A 26,312-nucleotide genomic window follows, 5' to 3' on the forward strand; every position below is an offset into this window, starting at 1 on the left:
TGCTACGAGTGTCGATCGGGCTCGTCGGCGGCGCGACCGTACCAGAGGGTGCCCTCGCCGTACCTGCGCGAGCGCAGCGCTTCGAAGCCCTCCGGCCAGCCGAACTCGCCACCGCGGGTGCTGCGTTCCACGGTGACCAGAACGTCCTCCGCGATCCAGCCCCCGGCACGGAGTGTGATCAGCATCTCCCGCACCTGGTCGTCCGTCACCGAGTACGGCGGGTCCATGAACACCAGGTCGTACGGGACCGCCGGGGCGGGCCCGGCGATCACCCGCTCGGCCCGGTCGGCGCGCACCTCGGCGCCCGGCAGGCCCAGGGTGCGCACGTTCTCCCGGATCACCCGGGCGGCGCTCGCGTCCGACTCGACCAGCAGCGCGTGCTCCGCGCCGCGCGAGAGCGCCTCCAGGCCGACCGCCCCCGACCCGCCGAACAGGTCGAGCATCCGCGCCCCGCGCACGGTGCCGCGCAGCGCCTCCAGCGTGGAGAACATCGCCTCCCGCGCCTTGTCGGAGGTGGGTCGGGTGGTCCGGCCGGGCGGTACGGCCAGCCGGCGGCCGCCGGCGGTGCCGGCGATGACGCGGGTCATGGGGTGCGCGGTCCTCTCGTGCCTGTCGCTGCGGAGCCCCGCCGGCGGACCGCGGGGCTCCCCCATTCAAGCGTGCCGCGCGGCCGGACGCGCCACCCGGCCGCCGCCCCGCCCGGAGCGGTGCGTCACTCGGCGGCGGCGGCCGACCCCAGCAGCGCCGGCGAGGCGAACCGGGACCAGGACAGGCAGCCGTCCGGCGGGCAGTGCTCCGGACGGCGCGGGTCGTGGCCGAGCTCGCGGAGCTTGGTGCGGACGGAGTCCGGGGTGCGGCCGTAGCGGGCGGCGATCCGGGCGATCGTCTCGCCGTCGTGGAAGCGGCGGACGAGCTCCTCCTCGTGCTGCGGGACCCAGGGGGCGCCGTGGCCCGGGTACAGCTCGCGCAGCACGTCGCGGTCGGGGATCGGCTCGGCGACGTCGGCGACGATCGCGAGGGCGCGCAGCGCCCGGTTGAGCGCGATCCGCAGGCTCGCGACGTCCTCCACCGGCAGCCGGAGCCGGCCGGAGGCGAACGGGGTGGCGGCCGCCCCCTCGCGCCAGCCGTTCAGGGTGAGGGTGACCTCGCGGTCGTCCTCGCTCGCGAGCTCGATCCGGAAGACCTTGTCGCCGAGCGGCAGTTCGTTGAGATGGCGGAATGCCATGGAGACCCCCAAGTGTCGTGCCGGGCAAGCCTGTTGGGAGTGCGCCCGAACAACACCATTCTCCCTCCGGGCACTGACAACCACCGGGGGCACGGGGCCGCCGGCGGGCCTGCCGGCGGCCTGCGGGGCCCTCCGTCAGCCCTTCTCCAGGTACTCGGCGCGGTCCTCGTCCAGCAGGCTCTCCAGGGCGGTGCGCAGATCGGGGTGGTCGGTGAGGTCCGGGTCGGCGGCGACCAGGCGGGTGGCCTCCTCGCGGGCGGTGGCGATGACGTCCTCGTCCGCCAGCACGCTGAGCACCTTGAGCGAGGACTTCACACCCGACTGCGCCTGTCCGAGCACGTCGCCCTCGCGGCGCTGCTCCAGGTCGATCCGGGACAGCTCGAAGCCGTCCAGGGTGCCGGCCACCGCGTCCAGCCGGGCGCGGGCCGGGCTCGCCGCCGGCATGTCGCTGACCAGCAGGCAGAGCCCGGGCGCGCTGCCGCGCCCGACCCGGCCGCGCAGCTGGTGCAGCTGCGAGACGCCGAAGCGGTCGGCGTCCATGATCACCATCACGGTGGAGTTGGGGACGTTGACACCGACCTCGATGACGGTGGTGGCGACGAGCACGTCGACCTGCCCGGCCGCGAAGCGCTTCATGACGTCGTCCTTGGCCTCCGGGGCGAGCCGGCCGTGCAGGATCTCGATCCGCAGGCCGGCGAGCGGCCCCTTCGCGAGCATCCCCGCCGTCTCGACCACGGACATCGGCGGCCGGCGGTCGTCGCCCGCGGCGCCGACGTCCTCCAGGTCCTCCTCGGCCGCCTTCCGCTTCTTCCGGGGCTCCTCCGGCTCGTCGCCGATCCGCGGGCAGACCACGTACGCCTGGTGGCCCTTGCCGACCTCCTCGCGCACCCGCTCCCAGGTGCGGGCGAGGAAGGTGGGCTTCTCGACGGCGGGCACCACGTGGCTGGAGATCGGCGAGCGGCCGGCCGGCAGCTGGTCGAGGACGGAGGTCTCCAGGTCGCCGAAGACGGTCATCGCGACCGTCCGCGGGATCGGCGTCGCCGTCATCACCAGCAGGTGCGGCGGCTGCTCGCCCTTGGCGCGCAGCGCGTCCCGCTGCTCGACGCCGAAGCGGTGCTGCTCGTCGACGACGACCAGGCCGAGGTCCTGGAACTGCACCTTGTCCTCGATCAGGGCGTGCGTGCCGATGGTGATGCCGGCGTCGCCGCAGGCCATGTCGAGCATCGCCTGGCGGCGGGCGGGCACGCCCATGGAGCCGGTGAGCAGCACCACCTTGGTGCCGAGTTCGGAGCCGCCCAGCATGCCGCCCTCGGCGAGGTCGCCCATCATCTCCACGATCGAGCGGTGGTGCTGCTGGGCGAGCACCTCGGTGGGGGCGAGCATCACGGCCTGGCCGCCCGCGTCGACCACGCCGAGCATGGCGCGCAGCGCGACGAGGGTCTTGCCGGAGCCGACCTCGCCCTGCAGCAGCCGGTGCATCGGGTGCTCGCTCGCGACGTCGTCGAAGATCTCGGCGCAGACCTTCTGCTGACCGTCGGTCAGCCGGAACGGCAGCCGCGCGTCGAAGGCGTCGAGCAGGCCGCCGGGGCGGCGGTGCCGGGCGGTGGCGGACAGTGCGGAGTCGGCGGCGCGGCGGCGGGCGAGGGCGACCTGCAGCACGAAGGCCTCGTCCCAGCGCAGCCGGGCCTGGGCGCGTTCGCGGTCGGCCTGGGTGCGCGGCCGGTGGATCAGTTCGAGGGCCTCGGGCAGCGGGATCAGTCCGTGCGCGGCGCGCAGCTCGGCGGGCAGCGGTTCGCCGACGTCGGCGAGGTGCTTGTCCAGGGCGATCTCGACGCACTTGACCAGCTTCCAGCTGGGCATCTGGGCACTGGCCGGGTAGACCGGGATGAGCCGGCCGGCGAAGGCGCTCGCGACGCCGCTGTCGGCGTCCTCGTCGAGCAGCTGGTAGTCGGGCGAGGCGAGCTGGCGGGTGCGGTTGAAGAGGCCGACCTTGCCGGCGAACAGGCCCTGCGCGCCGGGGCGGAGGTCCTTCTGCCGCCAGCCCTGGTTGAAGAAGACGAGGGTGAGCCGGCTGCGCCCGTCGGTGACGATCACCTCCAGCCGGTCGCCCTTGCGGCCGCGGAACGGGATCAGGGTGACCTTCTCGATCCGGGCGAGGACGGTGGCGTGCTCGTCCACCTCCAGCTCGTCGAGGCTGGTGAGCTGTCCGCGCTCGACGTACCGGCGCGGGTAGTGGTGCAGCAGGTCGCCGACCGTGCGCAGCTTGAGGGAGTCGGCGAGGACCTTGGCGGTGCGGTCGCCGACCAGCTTGGTCAGTGGTTCATCGAGAGCGCCCATCACGCCCTATTGGACACCACGGCGACGACACCGCGGGCCCGTGCGGGCTCACTCCACGCCGATGAGCAGCAGCTCGGACTCCTGGCCGCCGTGGTAGACGACGGTGTCGACCTCGGGGCGCTGCCGCCGGGCGTGGGCGACGAGGTCCTCGGCGAGGTGCTCGGGGGCGTCGGCGCCGAGCACGAGGGTGACGAGTTCGCCGCCGGCGGCGAGCATCCGGTCGAGCAGGGTGCCGGCGGTCTCGGCGGTGTCGGTGCCGATGACGGCGACGTCGCCGTCGATCAGGCCGAGCATGTCGCCGGCCTGGCAGACGCCCGCCATCGTCCAGGACTCCCCCTCGGCGACGGCGAGTTCGGCGTGCCGGGTGGCGCCGGCCGCGGAGGTCATGGCGACCACGTCCTCGTCGAAGCGGCGGCCGGCGTCGTGGACGGCGAGCGCGGCGAGCCCCTGGACCGGGGAGCGGGTGGGCAGCACGGCGATCCGCAGGCCCTCCTCGCGCAGCTGGTCGGCGGCGGCGCCGGCGGCGGCGCGCAGCTCGGGGTCGTTGAGCAGCACGATCACCTCGCGCGCGGCGCAGCGGCGGACGGCGTCGGCGAGTTCGGCGCTGACCGGCGGGCGGTCGGGGTCGGCGTGCAGCACGGCGGAGCCGGCCTGCTCGCAGAGGTCGGCGAGGCCGTGGCCGCTGACGACGCTGAGCACCGCGCGGGCGGGGGCGGAGGACTCGGGGCGGCTGCCCGCGGCGCCGGCGCGGGCGGCCGCCTCGGCGAAGTGGGTGATCCGGATCCGGTAGGGCCGGCCCGCCTCGACGCCGGCCTCGACGGCGGCGCCCGCGTCGTCGACGTGCACGTGGACGTTCCACAGGCCGTCGCCGCCGCCGACCACCAGGGAGTCGCCGAGGGCGGCGAGCCGGGTGCGCAGGGCGGGCATCGCGTCCTCGTCGGCCTCCAGCAGGTAGATGACCTCGAAGGCGGGGTGGCCGGGCAGCCGGGCGTGGCCCTCGCAGTCGTCGTGGTGGGCGGGGAGCGGCCGGACGGTCTCGTGGCGCAGCGCCATCGGCCCCATCGGGGTGTGGCCGAGGACGGTGTCGGCGAGCGCGCCGAGGACGGCGACCAGGCCGCGGCCGCCGGCGTCGACCACGCCGGCCTCGGCGAGGACGTCGAGCTGCTCGGGGGTGTGCTGGAGGGCGGCCCGGGCGGCGGTGCAGGCGGTGCGGGCGGTGTCGGCGAGGCTGCCGTCCTCGGCGGCGGCGGCGCGGGCGGCCTCGGCGGCGACGGTGAGCAGGGTGCCCTCGACCGGGTCGGCGACGGCCAGGTAGGCGGCCTCGGCGGCGCGCGGCAGGGCGCGGCGCAGGGCGGGGGCGTCGCCGCCGTCGGCCAGGCCCTCGGCGAGGCCGCGCAGCCACTGGGCGAGGATCACGCCGGAGTTTCCGCGGGCACCGATGAGCGCGCCGCGGGCCATCGCGGCGGTGACCGGGCCGAGGCCGTCGCCGTCGGCCGCCGGGTCGCCCGAGGCTTCCTCGGCGGCCTCGGTGGCGGCCTCGACGGTGAGGTAGAGGTTGGTGCCGGTGTCGCCGTCCGGGACGGGGTAGACGTTGAGCGCGTCGATCTCCTCCCGGGCCTGGCCGAGGGCGGTCAGCGCCAGGCGGCACCAGGTGCGGACGGCCGTGGCGTCGAGCGTGTCCAGCACCAGGTCTCCTCCGGGTGAACGCCACGGGAGCGCCCGCCGGCGCGGGGGCTGCCGGAGGCGGTGGCGGTGGGGCGATGCTGGCAGGTTATCGGGGCCGGGCGGGGGCGTCGCGGCCGGGAGCGTCCGCGGCCCGCGCGCCGCCCGGGCACGATCACCGGCACCGACATGGTAGTTTCGTAGCTCGGGAGCAGGCGTTGTATGCTCTCCCGGTTGCCCGGAACGACCCGGGCTCACCCCTTGATCCGATTCGCCCCACGTGCGTGGTGTCGGTGGGTTCAGCCGGGGTTTTCGAACGTACCTGATCTGAAGTCTTGGAGTGACTCCTGTGGCTGCCAACTGCGACGTCTGCGGCAAGGGGCCGGGCTTCGGCAACAGCATCTCCCACTCTCACCGCCGTACCCCCCGTCGTTGGAACCCCAACATCCAGACGGTGCGCGCTGTGATTGGGCGGACGCCGAAGCGGCTCAACGTCTGCACCTCGTGCATCAAGGCCGGTAAGGTCTCGCGCTGACGCGCAGACCGGTAAGCCGGTCCTCCGGACAGCCGATCCACCCTCGGGTGGGTCGGCTTTCCTGCTTCTCCCGCCCGTTCCGGCATGCCGCCGCACCCGTGCGGGGGCCGTGGCCGGCCCCCGCACGGGTGCGGCGGTCAGCCGCGGGTGCGCCAGCCGTGGTCGACCGGGCCGATCCCGGCACCCAGCGCGAAGCCGGCCGCGATCGCCCCGGTGACGTAGGCCTTGGCGGCCCCGACGGCCTCCGGCACCTCGCTGCCCTTGGCGAGCTCGGCGGCGATCGCGCTGGCCAGGGTGCAGCCCGTGCCGTGGGTGTGCCGGTTGTCGTAGCGCGCGGCCCGGTACCAGTGGCGTTCCCCGTCGGCGCCGGCCAGCAGGTCGACGGCCTCGCCGGCCAGGTGGCCGCCCTTGACGAGGGCCCAGCGCGGGCCGAGCGCGAGCACCGCCTCGGCCGCGGCCGGCAGGTCCTTCTCGTCCTCGACGACGACCCCGGTGAGCTGCGCCACCTCGTGCAGGTTGGGGGTGGCGACCGTCGCGACCGGCAGCAGCAGCTCGCGGACGGTGGCGACCGCCTCGGCGGCGAGCAGCGCGTCCCCGTGCTTGGACACCCCGACCGGGTCGACCACGACCGGCGCACCGACGTCGGCGAGCAGTTCGGAGACCGTCCCGACCAGCTCGACCGAGGCCAGCATGCCGGTCTTCACGGCCTGCACGCCGATGTCGTCGACCACGCTGCGGAACTGCGCGCGGACGGCCTCCGCGGGCAGCTCCCAGTAGCCCTGGACGCCGAGCGAGTTCTGCGCGGTCACGGCGGTGATCACGCTCATCCCGTGCACGCCGAGCGCGAGCATCGCCTTCAGGTCGGCCTGGATCCCGGCGCCGCCGCCGCTGTCCGATCCGGCCACCGTGAGCACACGGGGCGGGGCGGCGGGGCCGGCGGGCACGGGGGTCGGTTCAGTCGGAGCCATGCCCGACAACCTACCGGGGAGGCCTCAGAGCACGGCCTCCGACTCCAGCCAGCGGTACTCGGGGACGGTCTTGAGTTCCCGCACCCCGTCGGCGATCGGCAGCAGTTCGACCTCGCTGCCGCGCAGGGCCGTGAAGTGTCCGAAGGCGCCCTTGTGGACGGCCTCGACGGCGTGCCAGCCGAAGCGGGTGGCGAGGGCCCGGTCGCGGGCGGTCGGGCAGCCGCCGCGCTGGGTGTGGCCGAGGATCACCGGCCGGGCCTCGGTGCCGAGGATGTCCTCCAGCTCGCGGGCGAGCTTGTTGCCGATGCCCCCGAAGGTCTGGTGCCCGTACTGGTCGACGCCGCCGTGGTCGAAGCGCAGCGTGCCGGGCATCGGCCGGGCGCCCTCGGCGACGGCGATGATGGCGAACTTCTTGCCGCGCCGGAAGCGTTCCTCGACCATCCGCGCCACGGCCTCGATGTCGAACGGCTTCTCCGGGATCAGGATGCCGTGGGCGCCGCCGGCCATGCCCGCGGTGAGGGTGATCCAGCCGGTGTGCCGTCCCATCAGCTCCACCACCATCACCCGCTGGTGCGACTCGGCGGTGGTCTTCAGCCGGTCGATCGCCTCGGTGGCGACGTGCACGGCGGTGTCGAAGCCGAAGGTGACGTCGGTGGCGTCGATGTCGTTGTCGATGGTCTTGGGCACGCCGACCACGGGCAGCCCGGCGTCGCTGAACATCCGGGCGGCGGTCAGCGTGCCCTCGCCGCCGATGGTGATCAGGGCGTCGATGCCGAGGGCCCCGGCGAGTTCGCGGCTCTCCCGGACGGCCTGCTCGATGCGGTCCCGCCGCACCCGCGCGGAGCCGAGCACGGTGCCGCCGAGGGTGAGCAGGCCGGTCACGTCGTCGTGCGAGACGGTGCGGGCCCGGCCCTCGATCAGGCCGAGGAAGCCGTCCTCGATGCCGACGATCTCGTCGCCGTGCACGTCGGTGCCGCGGTGGACGATCGAGCGGATGACCGCGTTGAGGCCGGGGCAGTCGCCGCCGCTGGTGAGGACGCCGATACGCATGGTGGCCTGGTCTCCCTGGGGCGGGGCGGCCCCGAGTCGGTGGCGTCCGGGCCGGTCGGCACCGGGCGGCCGGGCCGGACGGGTCGGCCGCCCCGGCACCACCGGCAAGACTACGCGCTGCAACCGTGCCGGGAGCCCCACCGCGCCAGGCCCGGACTCACCCGTCCGGGGTCACTCGGCGGCGAAGTGGTCCCAGCCGCCGACCCGCTCCCAGGGCGCCCCGTCGACGGTGACCCGGCCGCCGCGGCCGGGCCGGGCGGTGCGGACGACCTCGCCGACCACCCGCCACCGGGCGGGCAGCTGAACGCTCTTGGGGAAGGTCGCCACGATGGCGTGGTCCTCGCCGCCGGAGAGCACCCACAGCAGCGGGTCCACGCCGACCGCCTGCCCGATGTCGGCCATCTGCGCGGGGACGTCGAAGTCGGCGGCACGCAGGTCGATGTCCACGCCGCTGGCCGCGGCGACGTGCCCGAGGTCGGCCACCAGGCCGTCGCTGACGTCGACCATCGAGGTGGCGCCCAGGTCGGCGGCGGCCGGGCCCGCGTGGTACGGCGGTTCGGGACGGCGGTGCGCCTCGACGAAGGCCCGCGGCGAGCGGAAGCCCCGCTGGAGGACCGTCAGTCCGGCCGCGGACCAGCCCAGCCAGCCGGTGACGGCGACCACGTCGCCCACCTGGGCGCCGGAGCGCAGCACCGGGCGGCGGCCCTGCAGGTCGCCGAGGGCGGTGATGGCGAGGGTCACGGCGTCGCCGCGCACCACGTCGCCGCCGACGACGGCGGCGCCGGCCACCTTGCACTCGTCGCGCAGCCCGTCCATCAGCTCGGTGGCCCAGGTCGCGGGCAGGTCGGCCGGGGCGACGAAGCCGAGCAGGATCGCGGTCGGCACGGCACCCATCGCGGCCACGTCGGCGAGGTTCTGCGCGGCGGACTTGCGGCCCACGTCGTAGGCGGTGGACCAGTCCCGGCGGAAGTGCCGGCCCTCGATCAGCACGTCGGTGGTGGCCACCACGCGGCCGTCGGGGGCCTTCACCACGGCCGCGTCGTCGCCGGGGCCGAGGTCGACGGCCGGTGTCGGCTCCAGCCGGGCGGTGAGCTCCCTGATGAGTCCGAACTCGCCGAGCTCGCCCACGGTCCCCTGCATCTGCCGTCCTCTCGAATCAACCGGCGCGGTCCTCGCGCGCCCCCGCGCGCAGCGTACGCCCTCGGGCCCTGCAGAAGTCTCCCCTCCCCGGGGAGGGGCGCGGTAGCGTGGTGATCGGACTGACGGCCAGCCCACCCCCCCAGCCGCCTGGAGGTCTCCCGTGGTACAGGCGTACATCCTGATCCAGACCGAAGTGGGCAAGGCCACCGCGGTCGCCGAGTCCATCGCGAAGATCGAAGGCGTCGTCCAGGCCGAGGACGTCACCGGCCCGTACGACGTGATCGTGCGCGCCGAGGCCGGGTCCATCGACGACCTGGGCCGGCTGGTGGTCGCCCAGGTGCAGCAGATCGAGGGCATCACGCGCACGCTGACCTGTCCGGTGGTGCGCCTGTAGGCGCGGATACCATCGGCGGGTGGCCTCCTCCCGTCCGCTCGCGTCGCTCCCCGCCCCCGTCCGCTGGCTCGCCCCGCCCGCGGCGCTGTTGGGCTGCACGCTGCTGCTCGTCGGCAACGGCGGCGGTGACGAGGTCGCACCGCCGGCGCCGTCGGCCGCGGTTGCGCGGTACTGCGAGGCGCTCGACCGGGCACTGCCGCAGTCCGTCCAGGGCCACGCCCGCAGGGACCCGACGCCCGCCTCGCCGTACACCGCCGCCTGGGCGAGCTCGCCGCGGACGGTGCTGCGCTGCGGCATCGAGCGGCCCGGTTACCTCGACGACGACCCGCTGAAGAACTCCCCCGAGATCAACGGGGTGCAGTGGGGCTTCTCCCGGGACGGCGACGGCGGGTACCGGTTCGTGACCACGCTGCGCAAGGCGTACGTGGAGGTGCTGGTGCCGAAGGGCGCCTACCCGAACTACGCCGACCCGATCCCGGCGATCTCCGACGCGGTGAGGACCGCGATCCCCGAGGGCCTCTGAGGGGTGACCCGAAGGGGCCCGGGAGGGCGGCACCGAGGGACGCGGGGAACCGCGCGATTCGGATGCGGGCCACCGTACGGCCCGGGCACGGCCCGTGCAGTCATGACACCCGCGTCCCTAAGCCGGTCCCCCGCTCACCGCAGGCCGGTGGAGCGGCGCAGGGCCGCCTGCAGCAGACGGTCGATCAGCTCCGGGTAGGGCATCCCGGTGGCCTCCCACATCTTCGGGTAGGCGGAGATCGGGGTGAAGCCGGGCATGGTGTTGATCTCGTTGACCATCCACCGGCCGTCGTTCAGCAGGAAGAAGTCGACCCGGGCGAGGCCCTCGCAGCCGAGCGCCTCGAAGGCGGCCACGGCCTGGCGGCGGATCTCGGCGGTCTCCTCGGCGGTGAGCTTCGCCGGGATCTCGACCTCGGAGGAGTCGATGTACTTGGCCTCGAAGTCGTAGAACTCGAAGTCGCCGCCGACCAGGACCTCGGCGGGCAGGCTGGCGCGCGGCCCGTCCTCGAACTCCAGGACGGCGCACTCGATCTCGCGGCCCTCGACGCCCCGCTCCACGATGATCTTGGGGTCGTGGCGGCGGGCCTCCTCGATCGCCGCGTCCAGGTCGGCGAGGTGCTTGACCTTGCTGATGCCCATGGACGAGCCGGCCCGGCAGGGCTTCACGAACAGCGGCAGGCCGAGTGCGGCGATCCGCTCGCGGGCCGCGGTGCGGCCCTCCTCGGTCTCCCAGTCGCGCGGGCGGACGACCGTCCAGTCGCCGACGCCGATGCCGTGCGAGTCGAGGATCCGCTTGGTGAACTCCTTGTCCATGCCCGCCGCACTGGCGAGCACGCCGGAGCCGACGTACGGCACCCCGGAGAGCTCCAGCATGCCCTGGACGGTGCCGTCCTCGCCCCAGGGGCCGTGCAGCAGCGGCAGGACGACGTCCACCTCGCCGAGCACCTTGGGGGTGCTGCCGGGCTCGCTGAGGACGACCTCGCGGTTGCCCGGCGCGATCGGCAGCGAGACCTGGCCCTCGGCGGACTCGGCGACCCGGTCGACGTCGGGCAGCCGGCCGTCGGTGATGGCCATCCGGGACGGCTCGTCACCGACCAGCGCCCAGCGGCCCTCGTGGGTGATGCCGATCGGCAGCACCTCGTACTTGCTCCGGTCGATCGCCTTGAGCACGCTGCCGGCCGTGACGACCGAGATCGCGTGCTCGGAGCTGCGGCCGCCGAAGACGATCGCAACCCGGGGCTTGCCGCCGGACTGGTTCGGGGAGGTCTGTTCGATGCTCATATCGGACGTGAGACTACCGTGCGAAACCCGCGGTTCCGGTCACCGTCGCTCCGGCTTCGCCGAGCGCGCCATCAGACCGGCGAGCACCTCCTGGGTGGGGCGCCCGTTGTGGACGACGTCCACCACGGCCTGCACGATCGGCATGTCGACGCCGTTGCGCCGGGCCAGGTCGAGCACCGACTCGCAGGACTTCACGCCCTCCGCGGTCTGCCGGGTGGCGGCGACGGTCTCCTCCAGGGTCATGCCCCGGCCGAGGTTCATGCCGAAGGTGTTGTTGCGCGACAGCGGCGAGGAGCAGGTGGCCACCAGGTCGCCCATGCCGGCGAGGCCGGCGAAGGTGTGCGCGTCGGCACCGAGCGCGAGGCCGAGCCGGGTGGTCTCGGCCAGGCCGCGGGTGATCAGGGTGGCCTTGGTGTTGTCGCCGAGCCCCATGCCGGCCGCCATGCCGACGGCCAGGCCGATGACGTTCTTCACCGCGCCGCCGAGCTCGCAGCCGACCACGTCGGTGTTGGTGTAGGGCCGGAAGTACGGGGTGTGGCAGGCCTTCTGGAAGCGCTGGGCGACGGCCTCGTCGGTGCAGGCGACCACACTGGCGGCCGGCTGCCGGCGGGCGATCTCCATCGCCAGGTTGGGGCCGGAGACCACCGCGACGCGCTCCGGGCCGACCCCGGCGACCTCCTGGATCACCTCGCTCATCCGCTCCGCGGTGCCGAGTTCGATGCCCTTCATCAGGCTGACCAGGACGGTCTGCGGCTCGATCAGCGGCGCCCAGGCGGCCAGGTTGGCGCGCAGCGTCTGCGAGGGCACGGCGAGCACCGCGAAGTCGGCGCCGGCCAGCGCCTCGGCGGCGTCGGTGGTGGCCCGCACGCGGGCGGGCAGTTCGATGCCCGGCAGGTAGTCCGGGTTCTCGTGGGTGCGGTCGATCGCCTCGACGAGCTCCTTGCGGCGCCCCCAGAGCACGACCTCGCAGCCCGCGTCGGCGAGCACCATCGCGAAGGCGGTGCCCCAGGATCCGGTGCCGAAGACGGCGCAGCGGGTCACTCGGCACGCTCCTCGGCGTCGCCCTTGCGGGCCCGGTCGCGCTTGGCGGCCGCGGCGGCGGCGCGCTCGCGGGCGGCCTTGCGCATGTCGTAGCGCTCGGCGGGGGCCTCCTCGCCGCGGATGCCCTCCAGGACGGCGGTGATGGCCGCCATGATGTCCTCGGTGGCGTCCCGGAGCACCTGCGCGGTGAGCTCCTGGCCCTGGTACTTGCTCAGGTCGACCGGCGGTCCGGAGGCGACCTTCACGGTGTGCCGCGGGAAGAGGTGGTACTTGCCCTTACCGCCGCGGCCGTACGGCGGGATGATCTCGTGGGCGCCCCAGTGGGCGACCGGGATGACGGGCGCACCGGTCATCAGCGCGACGCGGGCGGCGCCGCTCTTGCCGGTCATCGGCCACAGGTCCGGGTCGCGGGTCAGCGTGCCCTCCGGGTAGAACTGCACGCACTGGCCGCCGTCGATGGCGTCGATGGCGGCCCGGAACGCCTCGGCGGCGTCGGTGGACTCGCGGAACACCGGGATCTGGCCGGTCTTGCGCAGCATGAAGCCGATGAACGGCACCGAGAACAGCTGGGACTTGCCGAGTATCCGCGGCGGGCGGCCGCTGTTGTACTGCCAGTGGGCGTAGAACACAGGGTCGATCACCGAATTGTGGTTGACGGCCGCGATGAAGCCGCCCTCCTTCGGCAGGTTCTCCCAGCCGCTCCATTCGGTCTTCGCCAGTGCATTGGTCACCGGCTTCACGAGGACGGCCGCGAAGCGGTACCAGATCCCGTAGTCGGCGTTGCCGAAACTGGCGTACGAGCGGCGGGCCACCCAGCTCCTCCTCATCCGGTGCGGCACGTGGGGTGCCGCGGTCCTCGATCGCCGTCCGGTGTGCCCGGTCGGGGCCCCGGCGCCGGCCCCCGTACGCCGTTCGCTGCCGCGTTTCGACGGGGTGTGACCTGCTGCTCTCCACCGGCCTGGGCGGCCGGGAGGGCCCGGGGCGCCGACCAGTCTCACCCGCGGGCGGACCGGCTGTCGAGCAGCCGCCCTGGGCAGGCCCCGGGCGAGTGACCAAACGCACGCGAATCGCGGCCGCCTGGCCCGGGGCCGGGAGCCGACGCCACAATGGCGCCGATGACCGAGGACACCGTACGCCCCGCTGGCCGTCCGCCGCTGCCACCGGCCCCGGCGCTGTGGTCGCTGGTGCTGCCGGTGAAGCCGCCGGCGGTGGCCAAGAGCCGGCTGGAGCCGTTCGCCGGGCCGCACCGGCCGCGGCTGGCGCTGGCCTTCGCCCTGGACACCGCGCGGGCGGCGCTGGCGTGTCCGGCGGTGGGCCGGGTGCTGGCGGTGACCCGGGACGGCGCGGCCGGGGAGCAACTCGCCCGCCTCGGTGCGCTGGTGGTGCCGGACGAACCCGGCGGCGGTCTCAACGCCGCCCTGGCGCACGGCGCCGCGCGCGCCGCGGTGCTCGCCCCGCACGCCCCGGTGGCGGCGCTCTCCGCCGATCTGCCGGCGCTGCGGCCGGGCGAACTCGCCCGCGTGCTGGCCGCGGTGCCGCCCGGCGGCCGGGCCTTCCTGGCGGACGCCCCGGGGCTGGGCACCACGCTGCTCGCCGCGCCGACCGGCGCCGAGCTGCGGCCGGCGTTCGGGGACGGCTCGCGGCTGCGGCACGCCCTCGGCGGTGCGTGCGAACTGGAGTTGGCCGGTGTCGCCTCCGTGCGGCGGGACGTGGACACCGGGGAGGACCTGCGCGAGGCGCTGGCCCTCGGCGTGGGACCGCTGACGGCCGCCGCGGCGGCCGCCCTGGTGTGACCGCTCGCTATGCTGTCGGCCATGCAGGCCACCGCGTTCACCTTCGACCCCGGCACCCGGGCGGGCTCCGTCCTGCTCGACGACGGCACGCCGGTGCCCTTCGACGCGGCGGCCTTCGACGCCGGGGGCCTGCGACTGCTGCGGCCCGGCCAGCGGGTGCGGATCCGCACCGAGGGCGAGGGCGCGGAGCGCCGGGTGGTCTTCGTGACCCTGCAGAGCTTCCCCGACCCGGGCGCCGAGGGCTGATCCCCGGTCGGGCCGGCCCGGCCCGACGGTGCTGTGCGTGCTGTGCTGTGAGCCGCCGCGGAGCCACCGACGCCACACGAAGGAGCTGCGTCGGCCCGCCTCCGGGAGTCCCGGACCTGCGGGCCGCCGCAGCTCTCGCCGTGGTCTGACCGGCCGACGCCCGAAGGGCCGACAGAGCCTACTTGGCGGCGGTCTTGCGCGCGGTGGTCTTGCGCGTCGTGGTCTTCTTCGCCGGGGCGGTCTTCTTGGCCGTCGCGGTGGTCTTCTTGGCGGCGGCGGTGGTGGTCTTCTTCGCCGCCGCGGTGGTCTTGGCGGGAGCCGCCTTCTTGGCCGTCGTGGTGGTCTTCTTCGCCGCCGCGGTGGTCTTGGCGGGAGCCGCCTTCTTGGCCGTCGCGGTGGTCTTCTTCGCCGCCGCGGTGGTGCGCGTGGTGGTGGTGGTCTTCTTCGCGGCCGTCTTCTTGGTGGCGGCGGCCGCGGTGCCCGTGGCGGCCGCGACGCGCTTGGTGGCGGCGCGCTTGGCGGCGGCCGTGGTGGTGGCGCTCTTGCCCGGGGTGAGCGAGCCCTTGGGGGCCTTCTTGACCGAGGGGCCTTCCTTCGGCAGCTTCTTGGAGCCGCTGACGAGGTCCTTGAAGCCCTGGCCGGGACGGAAGCGCGGGACGGAGGTCTTCTTGACCTTGACGCGCTCGCCGGTCTGCGGGTTGCGGGCGAAGCGCGCGGAGCGCTCCACCTTCTCGAAGGTGCCGAAGCCGGTGACCGAGACCCGGTCACCGGCCACGACGGCACGCACCATGGTGTCGAGCACTGCGTCGACGGCCTCTGCGGCAGCCTTGCGACCGCCCAGCTGCTCGGCCACCGCTTCGACAAGCTGAGCCTTGTTCACGTCTTCCCCTTCGGAAACGGGCGCCGGATGAATCCATCCGTTCATTTCGCACGTTAGGTATGTATCTGCGGACTTTCAATTACCAAACGCGTGAATCACCCTAGTGTCGCAATGGATTTGCGCGTTCGCGACCTCAGCCGAGCGGCGGGCGCCCCGCGTCGAGGTCCTGCACAAAGCGACTCAACCGCCGGGCCGCCCCCGGGAGATCGCGCTTGGCGGTCTCCGTGACGATCAGCAGTTGACGGGTGAGAGCGGTCTTTGCTTCCGCTGACACGTTCAGCGCAGATACGCGAGCGTGGGCTTGCTTCAACCGCTCGGCCACAAGCGCGTAGAGCGCTTCGGCTTCCGGGTCGTCCGGTTCCTCAGCAGGTGAGGTCTGGTCGTCCGTCCGGCCGTCAATTCGACCGCCGGCTGCACCGCCGTTCACCTCCGGGTGCGCGGGATCGCCACCCGCGTACGGAGGTTCGTCGTGCCGGTGCATGCAACGATTGTGCCATCTGTTGTGATGTGCCCTGTGCAAGGGGGCTCTTGGGCAAATGCCCGCTGCTGTTCCGAGTGGGCGTCAGACCCGAACTCGGACTCGAACTCCGGCCGCTCCGAAGGGTCGCGGCGGAGCGGCGGGACGCCCGAACGGCGGATGGCCCGCCCCCCCGAGGGGAGGCGGGCCATCCGGCGTACGCGGGGAACTGCCGCCGGTCAGGCGACCGGCAGGGTGCGCGGCTTGTACGAGGGGCGGGTCGCCTCGAAAGCGGCGATGTCGGCCTCGTTCTGCAGCGTGATGCTGATGTCGTCCAGGCCGTTCAGCAGCCGCCAGCGGACGTTGTCGTCGAGCTCGAAGGAGGCCGTCACGCCCTCGGCGCGGACCTCGCGGGCCTCCAGGTCGACGGTGATCTCGGCGGTCGGGTCGGCCTCGACCAGCTCCCACAGCCGCTCGACGGTCTCCTGCGGCAGGACGACGGTCAGCAGGCCGTTCTTCAGCGAGTTGCCGCGGAAGATGTCGGCGAAGCGCGAGGAGATCACGGCCTCGAAGCCGTAGTTCTGCAGCGCCCAGACGGCGTGCTCGCGGGACGAGCCGGTGCCGAACTCGGGGCCGGCGACCAGGACGCTGGCGCCCTGCCGCTCGGGGCGGTTGAGGACGAAGTCCTCGTCCTTGCGCCAGGCCTCGAACAGGCCGTCCTCGAAGCCGGAGCGGGTGACCTTCTTCAGCCAGTGCGCCGGGATGATCTGGTCGGTGTCCACGTTGCTGCGGCGCAGCGGGACGGCCCGGCCGGTGTGGGTGGTGAACTTCTCCATGGCTCAGGCCTCCACGGCGACGCGGTCGGACAGGTCTGCGGGCGAGGCCAGGTGACCCAGCACGGCGGTCGCGGCGGCGACCTGCGGGGAGACCAGGTGGGTGCGGCCGCCCTTGCCCTGGCGGCCCTCGAAGTTGCGGTTCGAGGTCGAGGCGCAGCGCTCGCCCGGGGCCAGCTGGTCCGGGTTCATGCCGAGGCACATCGAGCAGCCCGCGTGGCGCCACTCGGCACCGGCCGCGGTGAAGACCTTGTCCAGGCCCTCCTCGACGGCCTGCAGGGCGACCCGGACGGAGCCGGGGACGACCAGCATCCGCACGCCGTCGGCGATCTGCCGGCCGTCCAGGATGTCGGCGGCGGCGCGCAGGTCCTCGATCCGGCCGTTGGTGCAGGAGCCGACGAAGACGGCGTCGACGGAGACCTCGCGCAGCGGGGTGCCGGCCTCCAGGCCCATGTACTTCAGGGCGTTCTCGGCGGCGGTCCGCTCCTGCGGGTCCTCGAAGTCCTCGGGGTTCGGGACGTTGGCGCCGAGCGGCGCGCCCTGGCCCGGGTTGGTGCCCCAGGTGACGAACGGGGTCAGCGAGTTGGCGTCGATGAACACCTCGGCGTCGAAGACGGCGTCCTCGTCGGTGGCCAGCGTGCGCCAGTACGCGACGGCGGCGTCCCAGTCCTCGCCCTCGGGGGCGTGCGGGCGGCCCTTGAGGTAGTCGAAGGTGGTGTCGTCCGGGGCGATCATGCCGGCCCGGGCGCCCGCCTCGATGGACATGTTGCAGATGGTCATCCGGGCCTCCATGGAGAGGCTGCGGATGGCGGAGCCCCGGTACTCCAGGACGTAGCCCTGGCCGCCGCCGGTGCCGATCTTGGCGATGATGGCGAGGATCAGGTCCTTGGCGGTGACGCCCTCGGGCAGTTCGCCCTCGACGGTGATGGCCATGGTCTTGAACGGGGCCAGCGGCAGGGTCTGGGTGGCCAGCACGTGCTCGACCTGGCTGGTGCCGATGCCGAACGCCAGCGCGCCGAAGGCGCCGTGGGTGGAGGTGTGGGAGTCGCCGCAGACCACCGTGGTGCCCGGCTGGGTCAGCCCGAGCTGCGGGCCGACGACGTGCACGACGCCCTGCTCGACGTCGCCCAGCGAGTGGATGCGCACGCCGAACTCGGCGGCGTTCCTGCGCAGCGTCTCCAGCTGGACCCTGGAGACCGGGTCGGCGATCGGCTTGTCGATGTCGAGGGTCGGGGTGTTGTGGTCCTCGGTGGCGATCGTCAGATCGGTGCGGCGGACCTTGCGGCCGGCCAGCCGGAGGCCGTCGAAGGCCTGGGGGCTGGTGACCTCGTGCAGCAGGTGCAGGTCGATGAAGAGGAGGTCGGGCTCGCCCTCGGCGCGCCGGACGACGTGGTCGTCCCAGACCTTCTCTGCGAGTGTCCGTCCCATCGCTTTCCCTCCAGCCGGCCGCATTGCCGGCCTTCTCGTGTCGTCGGGGTCTCTTCCGGTGCTGCCCTGGTGAGGCTCGCTGCGGAGTCGCGACCTGCACGCCGGATCGTCTGTCCAGGATGTGGACGCTTTGGTGAGGGTCCATCCTGGGTGTCTCCCGGGCTGCTGCATCAAGAGTGGCGCTTTTCTCGGAAGATTGAACTTGCGTCTCGCCCACTGAGACTGCAGTATCGAGACATGGACAACACTAGCGGCGTCGGCGTTCTCGACAAGGCCGCTCTGGTGCTGAGCGCACTGGAGTCTGGCCCCGCCACGTTGGCGGGGCTGGTCGCCGCCACCGGTCTGGCGCGGCCAACGGCCCACCGACTCGCCGTCGCACTCGAACACCACCGCCTGGTCACCAGGGACATGCAGGGCCGGTTCATCCTCGGCCCCAGACTCGCCGAGCTCTCCGCCGCGGCGGGCGAGGACCGCCTGCTCGCCACCGCCGGTCCGGTGCTCACGCACCTGCGGGACGTCACCGGCGAGAGCGCCCAGCTCTACCGCCGCCAGGGCGAGATGCGCATCTGCGTCGCCGCCGCCGAGCGGCTCTCGGGTCTGCGGGACACCGTCCCGGTCGGCTCCACCCTGCCGATGAAGGCCGGCTCCGCCGCCCAGGTCCTGCTCGCCTGGGAGGAGCCCGAGCGCCTCCACCGCGGCCTGCAGGGCGCGCGCTTCACGGCGACCGCCCTCAGCGGCGTCCGCCGCCGTGGCTGGGCCCAGTCGATCGGCGAGCGCGAGCCCGGCGTGGCGTCCGTCTCCGCGCCCGTCCGCGGCCCCTCCAACCGCGTGGTGGCCGCCGTCTCGGTGTCCGGCCCGATCGAGCGCCTCACCCGCCACCCCGGCCGGCTGCACGCCCAGGCCATCATCGAGGCCGCCAACCGCCTCACCGAGGCGCTGCGCCGCGGCTGACGCCCGCACCGGGAACGACGGAAGGGCCCGCCCCGAACACGGGGGCGGGCCCTTCGGCGCGCACGGGAATTCCGGGGACGGCCCGGGCCGCGGGAGGGTCCGGTAAGCAGAACCGTCCGACGAACAGGACGGTCCGGAAAACAAAAAAGCCCCGGTCACCCGGAGCTTGTTGGCTGGGGTACCAGGACTCGAACCTAGACTAAATGAACCAGAATCACTCGTGCTGCCAATTACACCATACCCCAAAAGTACCCCCGACCGGATTCGAACCGGCGCTACCGCCTTGAGAGGGCGGCGTGCTAGGCCGCTACACAACGGGGGCCCGCACCACCGAGGTGGTGCTGAGTACCCCCGACCGGATTCGAACCGGCGCTACCGCCTTGAGAGGGCGGCGTGCTAGGCCGCTACACAACGGGGGCATACTCATTCACTCTGCAATTTTCGAGAAACTGCGTACCCCCGACCGGATTCGAACCGGCGCTACCGCCTTGAGAGGGCGGCGTGCTAGGCCGCTACACAACGGGGGCTTGCACTACTGCTGTACTGCGCTGGGGTACCAGGACTCGAACCTAGACTAACTGAACCAGAATCAGTCGTGCTGCCAATTACACCATACCCCACCAGAGTTCAACCCCTGCGGGGTCTTCGCTCGGTGTCTCGCGCCTCCCTGCCCGGGCGGCGCAGAAAGAACATTACCCGACGCCAGGCCCCGCTCCAAAATCGATAACCGCAGGCAGGGCGCCGGACGCCTGCGGCCCTGGTCAGCGCACCCGGGCCGCAGGCGTGGCGGGCGGCCTCAGGAGGCCGCTGCGGGCTCCAGGGCGGCCGTCAGCCGGCGCAGCGTCTCGGCCCGGCCCAGCAGCTCCATCGACTCGAACAGCGGCGGGGAGACCCGGCGCCCGGTCACCGCGACCCGCAGCGGGGTGAAGGCGAACTTGGGCTTGATCCCGAGGCCGTCCACCAGGGCCTCGCGCAGTGCGGCCTGGATCGCGTCCGGGGTGAAGTCGGCCAGCTCCTCCAGCGCCTTCACCGAGGCCTCCAGCACCGGCCGGGCGTCCGCGCCGAGCGCCTTGGCGGCGTCGTCCGGGTCGACGGCGAAGTCCGCCGGGTCGACGAACAGGAAGCCGGCCATCGGGACGATCTCGCCGAGCACGACCATCCGCTCCTGGGTGAGCGGGGCGATCCGGGCCAGCAGGTCGAGCTGGTGCGCGGCGGGCTCGGCCGGCAGCAGGCCGGCGGCCTGCAGGTACGGCACCAGCCGGCGGACGAACTCCGCCGGGTCGAGCGCGCGCAGGTGCTCGGCGTTGATCGCCTCGCACTTCTTGAGGTCGAAGCGGGCCGGGTTGGCGTTGACCTTGGCGATGTCGAAGGCCGCGACCATCTCCGCCATGGAGAAGCGGTCCCGGTCCTCGGCGAGCGACCAGCCCAGCAGGGCCAGGTAGTTGAGCAGGCCCTCGGGCAGGAAGCCGCGCTCGCGGTAGAGGTTGAGCGAGGCCTGCGGGTCGCGCTTGGAGAGCTTCTTGTTGCCCTCGCCCATCACGTACGGCAGGTGGCCGAAGCGCGGCGTGGCGCCGCCGCCCACGCCGATGTCGGCGAGGGCCGCGTACAGCGCGATCTGACGGGGGGTGGAGGAGAGCAGGTCCTCGCCGCGCAGCACGTGGGTGATGCCCATCAGCGCGTCGTCGACCGGGTTCACCAGGGTGTACAGCGGGGCGCCGTTGGCCCGGACGATGCCGTAGTCCGGCACGTCCTTGGGGTCGAAGGCGACCGGGCCGCGGACGAGGTCGTCGAAGGCGAGCGTGGTGTCGGGCATCCGGAAGCGCAGGATCGGGCTGCGGCCCTCCAGCCGGTACACGGCGACCCGGTCCTCGCTCAGCTCGCGGCAGTGGCCGTCGTAGCCGGACGGCCGGCCGGCGGCGCGGGCGGCCTCGCGGCGGGCGTCGAGCTCCTCCGTGGAGCAGTAGCAGTGGTAGGCGTGCCCGGCCTCGTGCAGCCGGCGGGCGACGTCGGCGTAGACGTCCATCCGCTGGGACTGCCGGTAGGGCGCGTGCGGGCCGCCGACCTCGGGGCCCTCGTCCCAGTCGAAGCCGAGCCAGCGCATCGCGTCGAGCAGCTGGCCGTACGACTCCTCGGAGTCGCGGGCCGCGTCGGTGTCCTCGATGCGGAAGACCAGCGTGCCGCCGTGGTGGCGGGCGAAGGCCCAGTTGAACAGGGCGGTGCGGACCAGCCCGACGTGCGGGTTGCCGGTCGGGGACGGGCAGAAGCGGACCCGGACGTCCGGGCCCGCGGGGGTGTCAGCCACGCTTGATCACCTTGTTGGTGAGGGTGCCGATGCCTTCGACGGAGACGGCGACCTCGTCGCCGATGCTGAGGGGGCCGACGCCCGCGGGGGTGCCGGTCAGGACGACATCGCCCGGCAGGAGCGTCATCGCCTCGGAGATGTGCGCGATCAGTTCGGGGATCGAACGCACCATCAGCGAGGTGCGGCCGGTCTGCCGCAGCTCGCCGTTGACGGTGCAGGTGATCGCCAGGTCGGACGGGTCCAGCTCGGTCTCGATCCACGGGCCGAGCGGGCAGGAGGTGTCGAAGCCCTTGGCCCGGGCCCACTGGCCCTCGCGCTGCTGGACGTCGCGCGCGGTGACGTCGTTGGCGCAGGTGTAGCCGAGGATCACCTCGGGGACGCGCTCCAGCGGCACCTCGCGGCACATCCGGCCGATCACCACGGCGAGCTCCGCCTCGTGCTGCACGTCCGAGGAGAACGGCGGGTAGGCGATGGACTCGGTGGGGCCGACGACCGCGGTGGACGGCTTGAAGAAGGTCAGCGGGACGTCCGGGACCTCGTTGCCGAGCTCGGCGGCGTGCGCCGCGTAGTTGCGGCCGACCGCGACGATCTTGTTCGGCAGCATCGGCGCCAGCAGCCGGACGTCCTGCATCCGGAAGCTCTCGCCGGACAGCTGCGGCGGCCCGAACGGGTGGCCGGCCAGCGCGTGGACGACCAGGGAATCGGGTCGGGCCGCATCCCCCTCGACGACGCCGAAGGAGACGCTGCCGGCGGCAGGGCTCCCTTCCCGGACGGAAAACCTGGCGATGCGCACCCTGCAGCCTCTCGGTCGGTGACCTGCTCGATCGTTCCCAGGCTATCGCGCGGGGTGCCGCCGGCCCGGGCGCGCACGGCCGCCGGGGCGCCCGGGAAGCGCGGAGGGGCGCCGACCGCAACGGTCGGCGCCCCTCCGTCGGGCGGGTGCGCTCAGTCCAGGGGGAGGCGCGGCGCGGGCGCCACCATCAGCTGGGTGCGGCGCGGGTTGGCGGTGCTGTCGGGCAGCTCGGCGGCGTACTCGCGCGGCTGCTGCGAGGCCACCGCACCGGGCAGCTGGGCGAAGTCCTCGACCGAGGCCAGGGTGGTCCGACGCGGGTTGGCGGTGGGCCGGACGGTGAGCGTGGACTTCGCGGCCTTGGTCGGCTGGGACATGGGCGGGGCACCTTGGTTTCGCGAGGGGGACTTTTGGACGGGCGCGGACCTGGGAAGGCTCTCCGCGGCCCCGCCAAGGGTAAGGATCTCCTGTCACACGAGCCGTGACCAAAGCTACACATTAATCTGTGACTTTGGTCACAATTGCGTGATCCACTTCGGCTTTCGGGGCATTCGGGGCGGTTCGAGAATTCCGACATACCGCCCATTTCGGACATTGGTTGCACATGCCCGGGCTCCGCCCAGTCGGCCGAAGGGTGCTGCGTGTCCGAAAAGAGCCGTATTACCGGCGCGTAACCGCACAGACCGTGAGAGCCTGCGCGCGGTCGGTAGCTCAGGACACCGAGTCATAACGGCCCTTGTTGGACTTCTCGCGCTGTGCTGGAATGCCACGGAAAAACTCGACACCGTCCCCCTCCGCGCCAGCGGGGAGGGGCGCCCGGTCCAGAGGTTGCGACGCCAGTGCAGGGACGTTTCAAGAGGGGCAGCGGCGCCGCGGGTGACCCGGAGTCGCGCGAGCCGGTGACCGGCCCCCACCAGGCAGCGCCGACAGCAGGCCAGGCCGGCGGCAGCGCCGAGCCCGCCGACGACACGGTCACGGACGGCCACGACGCGGCCGACGGCAAGTCGGGCCGTTCGCGGCTCCGCAGCACGCTCAACTACCGCCGGGCGACCGGCCTCAACAGGTTCGCGCTGCGCAACTGGCGCATCCGCACGCGCCTGATCGCGCTGCTGCTGCTCCCCGTGATGGTGGCGCTCGTCCTCGGCGGTCTGCGCGTGCAGACCTCGATGGAGAACTCCCGCCAGCTGGCGCAGATGACCGACCTCGCGGACCTCGCCCGCCGGGCGACCGCGCTGGCCGACGCCCTGGAGACCGAGCGCGACATCAGCGCCGGCCCGCTCACCGCCAAGCCGGGCGAGCGCCAGGACCCGGACGTCATGGACGCCCAGAAGAACACCGACCAGCTGAGCAAGGCCTTCGCCACCAGCGCCGACAAGTTCGACGAGCTCGACCTCGCCGGTGGAAAGGCGCTGCTGCTGCAGGTCCGCAAGGACCTCAACCAGCTGTCGGAGGCACGCGGTTCCGCGTACACCAACATCGACAACATTCAGGCCACCGTCCTGAACTACGACGTGATCATCAAGGGTCTCATCGGCATCACCGAGGAGATCGCGATCGCGTCGAACTCGACCGAGCTGATCAAGATCACCCGGGCGCTCAGCCAGTTCGCGCTGTCCAAGGAGAACGCGTCCATGCAGCGCGCGCTGATCTCCGCCGCGCTGGCCCGCCCCGGGAAGGCCGACCTCTCCCCCTCGGACGAGACCTTCGGCATCCGGCTCCAGGTCTCCGAGGAGTCCGCGCTCGCCAACTTCACCGCCATCTACGGTGACGAAGAGGCCCGCAAGAAGCGCTCCAGCCTGAGCTTCAACCAGACCATCGCGGACACCGACCGGTACACCCAGCAGGTGCTGAACACCAACGGCATCCGGCAGACCGACCCGCGCACCTACACGGACTGGTACGACGCCGCCAGCGTCAAGATCAACGCCGAGCAGCGCATCGAGACCCAGCTGCTCGAGGACCTCGACGGCAAGGCCCAGAAGCTGCAGTCGGACGCCGACACCGAGGCGCTGGTCAACGCCGCGCTGATCGCCGTCGTCCTCATCGTCGCCATCGCCGGTGCGGCCATCGTGGCCCGCTCGATGGTGCGCTCGCTGACCCGTCTGCAGGCCGCGGCCGAGGACGTCGCCGAGCGCCGCCTGCCCGAGCTGGTCAAGACCCTCTCCGAGAGCGACCCGCACGACGTCGACGTCACCGTCGAGCCCGTCGGCGTCGACTCCGCGGACGAGATCGGCCACGTGGCCTCCGCGTTCGACATGGTGCACCGCGAGGCCGTCCGCCTCGCCGCCGAGCAGGCCCTCCTGCGAGGCAACATCAACGCGATGTTCACCAACCTCTCGCGCCGCAGCCAGGGCCTCATCCAGCGCCAGCTGTCGCTCATCTCCGAGCTGGAGAGCCGCGAGGCCGACCCGGACCAGCTGGCCAGCCTCTTCAAGCTGGACCACCTCGCGACCCGCATGCGCCGCAACGGCGAGAACCTGCTCGTCCTCGCGGGTGAGGACCCGGGCCGCCGCTGGACCCGCCCCGTCCCGCTGGTCGACGTGCTCCGCGCCGCCGCCTCCGAGGTGGAGCAGTACGAGCGCATCGAACTCGCCGCGGTGCCGTCGACCGAGGTCGCCGGCCGCGTCGTCAACGACCTCGTCCACCTCCTCGCCGAGCTGCTGGAGAACGCGACCTCGTTCTCCAGCCCGCAGACCCGCGTCCGGGTCACCGGCCACGCGCTGCCCGACGGCCGCGTGCTGGTCGAGATCCACGACACCGGCATCGGCCTCAGCCCGGACGACCTCGCGGACATCAACGAGCGCCTCGCGAGCCCGCCCACCGTCGACGTCTCCGTCTCCCGCCGCATGGGCCTCTTCGTGGTCGGCCGCCTGTCCCTGCGACACGGCATCCGCATCCAGCTGCGCCCCAGCGACTCCGGCGGCACCACCGCACTCGTCATGCTGCCGGTCGACGTCACCAACGCCGCCGGCCGTCCCGGTCAGCGTCCCGCCGGCGGTGCCGCCGCCGGCAAGGGCCGCGGCCTCGCCCCGACCCCGCGCCAGCAGGGCCGCGGCACCGCGGCGGAGGCCCTCTCGGGCCGCGCCGCCGCCGCGCTCGGCCAGGCCCCGGCCGGTGCGCCGGGCCGTCCGCAGCTCGGCCAGGGCGGCCCGGGCGGTGCCCCGCAGCAGCCCCAGCAGCCGCAGCAGCCCCAGGGCGGCCGTCCCGCCGGCGGTCTGCCGACCCGCGAGGTCGGCCAGGCGCTGCGCGAGAACCACACGCCGAACCAGCAGGGCCAGCAGGGCCAGCAGGGCCAGAACAACCAGCAGGGCCAGCAGGGCCTGCAGGGCCAGCCGCGGCGGGTCCCGGGCGCGTCCGGTGCCCCCGGCGCGCAGGGCGGCCCGAGCGGCCCCGGCCCGCAGGGCGGCCTGCCGCGCCGCGGCCCGGAGCAGGGCCCCGGCGGCCGTGCCCCGATGCCCGAGCGTCCGCGTCCGGAGGCCGGCCCGCAGGGCGGCCGTCCGGCGGGCCCCGGCCAGCAGCGCCCGCAGGCGCCGCAGCAGCCGGGCCCGGCGGAGAACCCGGTCGAGTCCACCGTGCAGTTCGGCCGGCCGCGCTTCGAGGCCAGCGACATCGACCCGCGCGACCCGCTGGGCCTCGGCCTGGTGGAGCCGGTGCTGCCGGACCCGTCCGTGCAGCCGGGCGGCGGCCAGCCGTTCGAGCAGCAGGCCCCGCAGCAGCCCCTGCCGCAGCAGGCCCAGCCGATGGCCCTGCCGACCGGCCCCGGCCCGGAGGACACCCAGCAGTGGTTCCGTCCGGAGGACGGCGGCCAGCAGCAGGCCCGGCCGCGCCCGCAGCAGCAGCAGTACCAGCCGCAGCGCCCCGGCACCTCGGCGGGCGTCCCGCCGCAGCAGCAGGCCCCGCAGGGTCCGCCGCGCCAGCAGCAGCGCCCGCAGGCGCCGCAGCAGCCGGCCGGTCCGCAGGGCGGTCCGCAGCGTCCGGGTCCGCAGGGCGGTCCGCAGCGCCCCGGTCCGCAGGGCCCCGGTCCGCAGGGCGGTGACCCGGGCCGCCGCGACGCCGCCGAGGCCCCGTGGCGTCCGTCGGCCAACGACGAGCGCTGGCGCCGTGCCGAGCAGGTGCGCGAGCCCTCGACGAGCGGCCTGACCACCTCGGGCCTGCCGCGCCGCACCCCGCAGGCCAACCTGGTCTCCGGCACCGCCGAGTCGGCGCCGCTGACCGGACCGCAGGTCTCCCGTAGCCCGGAGGAGGTCCGCGGCCGCCTGACCAACCTGCGCCGCGGCATCCAGCAGGGCCGCCAGGCCGGCCAGGGACAGGGTCCGGCCCAGGGCCAGGGCCAGAACAACTTCGGCCGCCAGCAGCAGGGCTTCGACGGCTTCGGCCAGAACCACCAGGAGCGTTGAGTTGAGTCAGATGAGCCAGGCCGCACAGAACCTGAACTGGCTGATCACCAATTTCGTGGACAACACCCCCGGGGTGTCGC

At 73.5% G+C, this 26,312-nt stretch carries 24 protein-coding genes, 5 tRNA genes and 1 pseudogene; 8 read left to right on the forward strand and 22 right to left on the reverse strand.

All coding sequences use genetic code 11. The annotated features are described in order from the left end of the window. Nucleotides 1–2: 2 nt before the first annotated feature. From rsmD to IE98_RS0134370, 4 genes are all read right to left on the reverse strand, one after another. Nucleotides 3–587 carry a 16S rRNA (guanine(966)-N(2))-methyltransferase RsmD gene (rsmD, locus tag IE98_RS0134355; RefSeq protein ID WP_030275713.1) on the reverse strand — a complete coding sequence of 195 codons (585 nt, stop codon included), beginning with the start codon at nt 585–587 and terminating at the stop codon, nt 3–5. Nucleotides 588–712: 125 nt separating this feature from the next. Next, a complete protein-coding gene (locus tag IE98_RS0134360; RefSeq protein ID WP_030275714.1) occupies nt 713–1,225 on the reverse strand; it encodes a hypothetical protein in 513 nt (170 codons plus the stop codon). Nucleotides 1,226–1,360: 135 nt separating this feature from the next. Then, a complete protein-coding gene (gene recG / locus IE98_RS0134365; protein WP_030275715.1) occupies nt 1,361–3,562 on the reverse strand; it encodes an ATP-dependent DNA helicase RecG in 2,202 nt (733 codons plus the stop codon). A gap of 48 nt (nt 3,563–3,610) precedes the next feature. After that, nucleotides 3,611–5,248 carry a DAK2 domain-containing protein gene (locus IE98_RS0134370; RefSeq protein WP_030275716.1) on the reverse strand — a complete coding sequence of 546 codons (1,638 nt, stop codon included), beginning with the start codon at nt 5,246–5,248 and terminating at the stop codon, nt 3,611–3,613. 325 nt (nt 5,249–5,573) lie between these two features. On the opposite strand from IE98_RS0134370, the gene rpmB reads away from it, so the two are divergent. Continuing rightward, nucleotides 5,574–5,759, forward strand: a complete 186-nt coding sequence (gene rpmB / locus IE98_RS47150) for a 50S ribosomal protein L28 (protein ID WP_014138233.1) — start codon at nt 5,574–5,576, stop codon at nt 5,757–5,759. A 137-nt stretch (nt 5,760–5,896) separates the two neighbouring features. Here the strand turns inward: rpmB and thiD are convergent, their stop codons facing one another. From thiD to IE98_RS0134385, 3 genes are all read right to left on the reverse strand, one after another. Beyond that, nucleotides 5,897–6,727 (reverse strand): bifunctional hydroxymethylpyrimidine kinase/phosphomethylpyrimidine kinase, encoded by an 831-nt coding sequence (gene thiD / locus IE98_RS0134375; protein ID WP_052391361.1) that lies wholly within the window; start codon nt 6,725–6,727, stop codon nt 5,897–5,899. Nucleotides 6,728–6,751: 24 nt separating this feature from the next. Next, the gene (locus IE98_RS0134380) at nt 6,752–7,777 is read right to left on the reverse strand and encodes an ATP-dependent 6-phosphofructokinase (protein ID WP_030275718.1); all 1,026 of its coding nucleotides are present in this window, start codon (nt 7,775–7,777) and stop codon (nt 6,752–6,754) included. Between the two features lie 171 nt (nt 7,778–7,948). Then, complete coding sequence (locus IE98_RS0134385; protein WP_030275719.1) at nt 7,949–8,917, reverse strand: thiamine-phosphate kinase; 969 nt, start codon at nt 8,915–8,917, stop codon at nt 7,949–7,951. 160 nt (nt 8,918–9,077) lie between these two features. Here IE98_RS0134385 and IE98_RS0134390 point away from each other — a divergent pair, with 160 nt between their 5' ends. Both IE98_RS0134390 and IE98_RS0134395 read left to right on the forward strand, forming a co-directional pair. Beyond that, the gene (locus IE98_RS0134390) at nt 9,078–9,311 is read left to right on the forward strand and encodes an Lrp/AsnC family transcriptional regulator (RefSeq protein ID WP_030275720.1); all 234 of its coding nucleotides are present in this window, start codon (nt 9,078–9,080) and stop codon (nt 9,309–9,311) included. A gap of 19 nt (nt 9,312–9,330) precedes the next feature. Further along, nucleotides 9,331–9,834, forward strand: coding sequence for a DUF3515 domain-containing protein (locus IE98_RS0134395; RefSeq protein WP_030275721.1), 504 nt, complete (start codon nt 9,331–9,333; stop codon nt 9,832–9,834). Between the two features lie 134 nt (nt 9,835–9,968). Here the strand turns inward: IE98_RS0134395 and IE98_RS0134400 are convergent, their stop codons facing one another. From IE98_RS0134400 to IE98_RS0134410, 3 genes are read right to left on the reverse strand one after another with little or no spacing between them, the layout of a single operon-like run. Next, a complete protein-coding gene (locus tag IE98_RS0134400; protein WP_030275722.1) occupies nt 9,969–11,114 on the reverse strand; it encodes a D-alanine--D-alanine ligase family protein in 1,146 nt (381 codons plus the stop codon). A 39-nt stretch (nt 11,115–11,153) separates the two neighbouring features. Then, the gene (locus tag IE98_RS0134405; RefSeq protein WP_030275723.1) at nt 11,154–12,155 is read right to left on the reverse strand and encodes an NAD(P)H-dependent glycerol-3-phosphate dehydrogenase; all 1,002 of its coding nucleotides are present in this window, start codon (nt 12,153–12,155) and stop codon (nt 11,154–11,156) included. Continuing rightward, complete coding sequence (locus tag IE98_RS0134410; protein ID WP_052391366.1) at nt 12,152–12,982, reverse strand: lysophospholipid acyltransferase family protein; 831 nt, start codon at nt 12,980–12,982, stop codon at nt 12,152–12,154. Before IE98_RS0134410 ends, IE98_RS0134405 begins: the two co-directional genes overlap by 4 nt. A gap of 288 nt (nt 12,983–13,270) precedes the next feature. Between IE98_RS0134410 and cofC the strand changes: the two genes are divergently transcribed. Both cofC and IE98_RS0134420 read left to right on the forward strand, forming a co-directional pair. Then, nucleotides 13,271–13,948 (forward strand): 2-phospho-L-lactate guanylyltransferase, encoded by a 678-nt coding sequence (gene cofC / locus IE98_RS0134415; protein WP_052391367.1) that lies wholly within the window; start codon nt 13,271–13,273, stop codon nt 13,946–13,948. A 21-nt stretch (nt 13,949–13,969) separates the two neighbouring features. Further along, nucleotides 13,970–14,194 (forward strand): hypothetical protein, encoded by a 225-nt coding sequence (locus IE98_RS0134420; RefSeq protein WP_030275726.1) that lies wholly within the window; start codon nt 13,970–13,972, stop codon nt 14,192–14,194. 178 nt (nt 14,195–14,372) lie between these two features. On the opposite strand, the gene IE98_RS0134425 is transcribed toward IE98_RS0134420, so the two are convergent. From IE98_RS0134425 to leuC, 4 genes are all read right to left on the reverse strand, one after another. Next, entirely contained in the window at nt 14,373–15,074 is a 702-nt protein-coding gene (locus IE98_RS0134425) for an HU family DNA-binding protein (RefSeq protein ID WP_030275727.1), read from the reverse strand. 133 nt (nt 15,075–15,207) lie between these two features. Beyond that, nucleotides 15,208–15,396 (reverse strand): hypothetical protein, encoded by a 189-nt coding sequence (locus IE98_RS47155; protein ID WP_078661527.1) that lies wholly within the window; start codon nt 15,394–15,396, stop codon nt 15,208–15,210. Between the two features lie 374 nt (nt 15,397–15,770). Next, nucleotides 15,771–16,367 (reverse strand): 3-isopropylmalate dehydratase small subunit, encoded by a 597-nt coding sequence (gene leuD, locus IE98_RS0134430; RefSeq protein WP_030275728.1) that lies wholly within the window; start codon nt 16,365–16,367, stop codon nt 15,771–15,773. A 3-nt stretch (nt 16,368–16,370) separates the two neighbouring features. After that, nucleotides 16,371–17,792 carry a 3-isopropylmalate dehydratase large subunit gene (gene leuC / locus IE98_RS0134435; RefSeq protein WP_030275729.1) on the reverse strand — a complete coding sequence of 474 codons (1,422 nt, stop codon included), beginning with the start codon at nt 17,790–17,792 and terminating at the stop codon, nt 16,371–16,373. Between the two features lie 237 nt (nt 17,793–18,029). Here leuC and ndgR point away from each other — a divergent pair, with 237 nt between their 5' ends. Continuing rightward, nucleotides 18,030–18,743 (forward strand): IclR family transcriptional regulator NdgR, encoded by a 714-nt coding sequence (ndgR, locus tag IE98_RS0134440; RefSeq protein WP_030275730.1) that lies wholly within the window; start codon nt 18,030–18,032, stop codon nt 18,741–18,743. Between the two features lie 170 nt (nt 18,744–18,913). Here ndgR and IE98_RS0134445 read toward each other — a convergent pair. The 8 genes from IE98_RS0134445 to IE98_RS0134480 all read right to left on the reverse strand — a co-directional run bounded on the left by IE98_RS0134445 (nt 18,914) and on the right by IE98_RS0134480 (nt 22,212). Beyond that, nucleotides 18,914–18,988, reverse strand: a tRNA-Gln gene (locus tag IE98_RS0134445). 4 nt (nt 18,989–18,992) lie between these two features. Continuing rightward, nucleotides 18,993–19,065, reverse strand: a tRNA-Glu gene (locus IE98_RS0134450). Nucleotides 19,066–19,089: 24 nt separating this feature from the next. Continuing rightward, nucleotides 19,090–19,162: transfer RNA gene (locus tag IE98_RS0134455), tRNA-Glu, on the reverse strand. A gap of 35 nt (nt 19,163–19,197) precedes the next feature. Beyond that, nucleotides 19,198–19,270, reverse strand: a tRNA-Glu gene (locus tag IE98_RS0134460). Between the two features lie 21 nt (nt 19,271–19,291). Then, nucleotides 19,292–19,363, reverse strand: a tRNA-Gln gene (locus IE98_RS0134465). A gap of 176 nt (nt 19,364–19,539) precedes the next feature. Beyond that, a complete protein-coding gene (gltX, locus tag IE98_RS0134470; RefSeq protein ID WP_030275731.1) occupies nt 19,540–21,045 on the reverse strand; it encodes a glutamate--tRNA ligase in 1,506 nt (501 codons plus the stop codon). Next, nucleotides 21,038–21,838 carry a fumarylacetoacetate hydrolase family protein gene (locus IE98_RS0134475; RefSeq protein WP_030275732.1) on the reverse strand — a complete coding sequence of 267 codons (801 nt, stop codon included), beginning with the start codon at nt 21,836–21,838 and terminating at the stop codon, nt 21,038–21,040. The genes gltX and IE98_RS0134475 overlap by 8 nt, the downstream gene beginning before the upstream one ends. Before the next feature lie 152 nt (nt 21,839–21,990). Further along, entirely contained in the window at nt 21,991–22,212 is a 222-nt protein-coding gene (locus IE98_RS0134480; RefSeq protein WP_030275733.1) for a hypothetical protein, read from the reverse strand. Nucleotides 22,213–22,674: 462 nt separating this feature from the next. Here IE98_RS0134480 and IE98_RS0134485 point away from each other — a divergent pair, with 462 nt between their 5' ends. Then, a complete protein-coding gene (locus tag IE98_RS0134485) occupies nt 22,675–26,232 on the forward strand; it encodes a nitrate- and nitrite sensing domain-containing protein (protein WP_078661526.1) in 3,558 nt (1,185 codons plus the stop codon). Nucleotides 26,233–26,242: 10 nt separating this feature from the next. Further along, a pseudogene (locus IE98_RS48505) lies at nt 26,243–26,312 on the forward strand (roadblock/LC7 domain-containing protein); the annotation flags it as partial.

The sequence above is a fragment of the Streptomyces sp. NRRL B-24484 genome (assembly GCF_000717715.1).
Lineage (GTDB): Bacteria > Actinomycetota > Actinomycetes > Streptomycetales > Streptomycetaceae > Kitasatospora.